At 61.6% G+C, this 1,569-nt stretch carries 2 protein-coding genes; one reads left to right on the top strand and one right to left on the bottom strand.

The features are described 5' to 3' along the window. A partial coding sequence (locus tag EN969_RS30450; protein ID WP_127419700.1) for a transporter substrate-binding domain-containing protein occupies positions 1 to 395 on the bottom strand: 395 nt, incomplete at its 3' end. 322 nt (positions 396 to 717) lie between these two features. Here EN969_RS30450 and EN969_RS30445 point away from each other — a divergent pair. Beyond that, a partial coding sequence (locus tag EN969_RS30445) for an RNA polymerase factor sigma-32 (protein ID WP_127419699.1) occupies positions 718 to 1,569 on the top strand: 852 nt, incomplete at its 3' end.

The raw sequence follows: 1,569 nt of genomic DNA, 5'->3' as shown, positions 1-1,569 counted from the left end.
TCTGTGTTGTCGCCGCGCACGATCAGCACCGCCTTGGAGGCGATGTAAGGATCGGAGAAGTCGTACTTGGCCTTGCGGGCATCGGTGATGCCGACCTCGTTGATGACGGCGTCATAGCGATTGGCGTCGAGGCCGGCGATCAGCCCGTCCCACTTGCCTTCGAGGAATTCGACCTTGACGCCGAGCTTGTCGGCGATCGCCTTGGCGATTTCGACGTCGAAGCCGACCAGTGCGCCCGAAGTGTCATGATAGGTGAATGGCGCATAAGTGCCTTCCGTGCCGACCTTGATGACCCCGGCCTGCTTGATCTGGTCGAGATTGGCGCCGGCATGGCCTGCGGTGACAGCCAAGGCCTGCAGCGTTCCGGCGATGATGAGCGACTTGAGCCATTTCATTTTTCTGTGATCCCGTCCTTGGCCGGCCGACCGGCATATTGTGAGCGCTGGAAACTGACAGATGCAAGTCGAAAAAATAAGGAACAGAATTCCAAAAACAATCAGTTTCTGAAATCAGATACTCAAACTGGCGCTTTCCAGCCGACATCACGGCTATCGCGGGTAGTCCCCGGAGTCCGCCAGGCAACACATACCCGCAGCCACGGTCGCGGAACCTTTCCCGCGCATGGCAGTTCTGGCTGTTCTAGGGCACGACGCCGCCATTTCAACCCAGGCGCCAGCCAAGTTTGCAAAGTCATCCGCACCACCCAGGGAGCGCCTCATGATGGAAGACACGGCAGGACGGATCATGGTCCGCGCGGCGATGAAGGCTCCCTACCTCGAGCGTGACGAAGAGCATCGGCTTGCATTGCTCTGGAAAGAGGACAACGACCAGAACGCGCTGCACAGCATCACCGTCGCGCATATGCGGCTGGTCATTTCCATGGCCTCCAAATTCCGCCATTACGGCCTGCCGCTCGGCGACCTGGTCCAGGAGGGTCATGTCGGACTGCTCGAGGCCGCCGCCCGCTTCGAGCCGGAGCGCGAGGTGCGGTTCTCGACCTATGCGACATGGTGGATCCGGGCCTCGATGCAGGACTATATCCTGCGCAACTGGTCGATCGTGCGTGGCGGCACCAGCTCGGCGCAGAAGGCGCTGTTCTTCAACCTGCGACGCCTGCGCGCGCGGCTGGCGAATGGCGCCGAGCCACTGTCAAACGCAACGCTCTATCGCGAAGTATCGGAAGCACTCGGCGTCTCCGAAGCCGACGTGGCGATGATGGATTCGCGGCTGTCGGCTCCCGACTCCTCACTCAACATGCCGGTTGCCGACGATGCGGGTTCGACCGAGCGCATGGAATTCCTGGTCTCGGACGATCCGCTGCCCGACGAGATCGTCGGCGACAAGATCGATGTCGCGCGCCGCTCGCTCTGGCTGAGGGAGGCGCTTCGCGCGCTCAACGCACGGGAGTTGAGGATCATCGAGGAACGCCGGCTTAACGACGAGGGCGCGACGCTGGAAGCGCTCGGCGAAACCCTCGGCATCTCCAAGGAACGCGTCCGCCAGATCGAGGCCCGCGCCATGGAAAAGCTGAAGGTCGCGTTGGTGAAGCAGAATCCGGAGTTCATGGCG

This window comes from Mesorhizobium sp. M7A.F.Ca.CA.003.01.2.1 (assembly GCF_003998945.1).
Taxonomy (GTDB): domain Bacteria; phylum Pseudomonadota; class Alphaproteobacteria; order Rhizobiales; family Rhizobiaceae; genus Mesorhizobium; species Mesorhizobium ciceri.
Note: the sequence above shows the minus strand (reverse complement) of the source record. Positions and strands in the feature narration are given on the sequence as shown.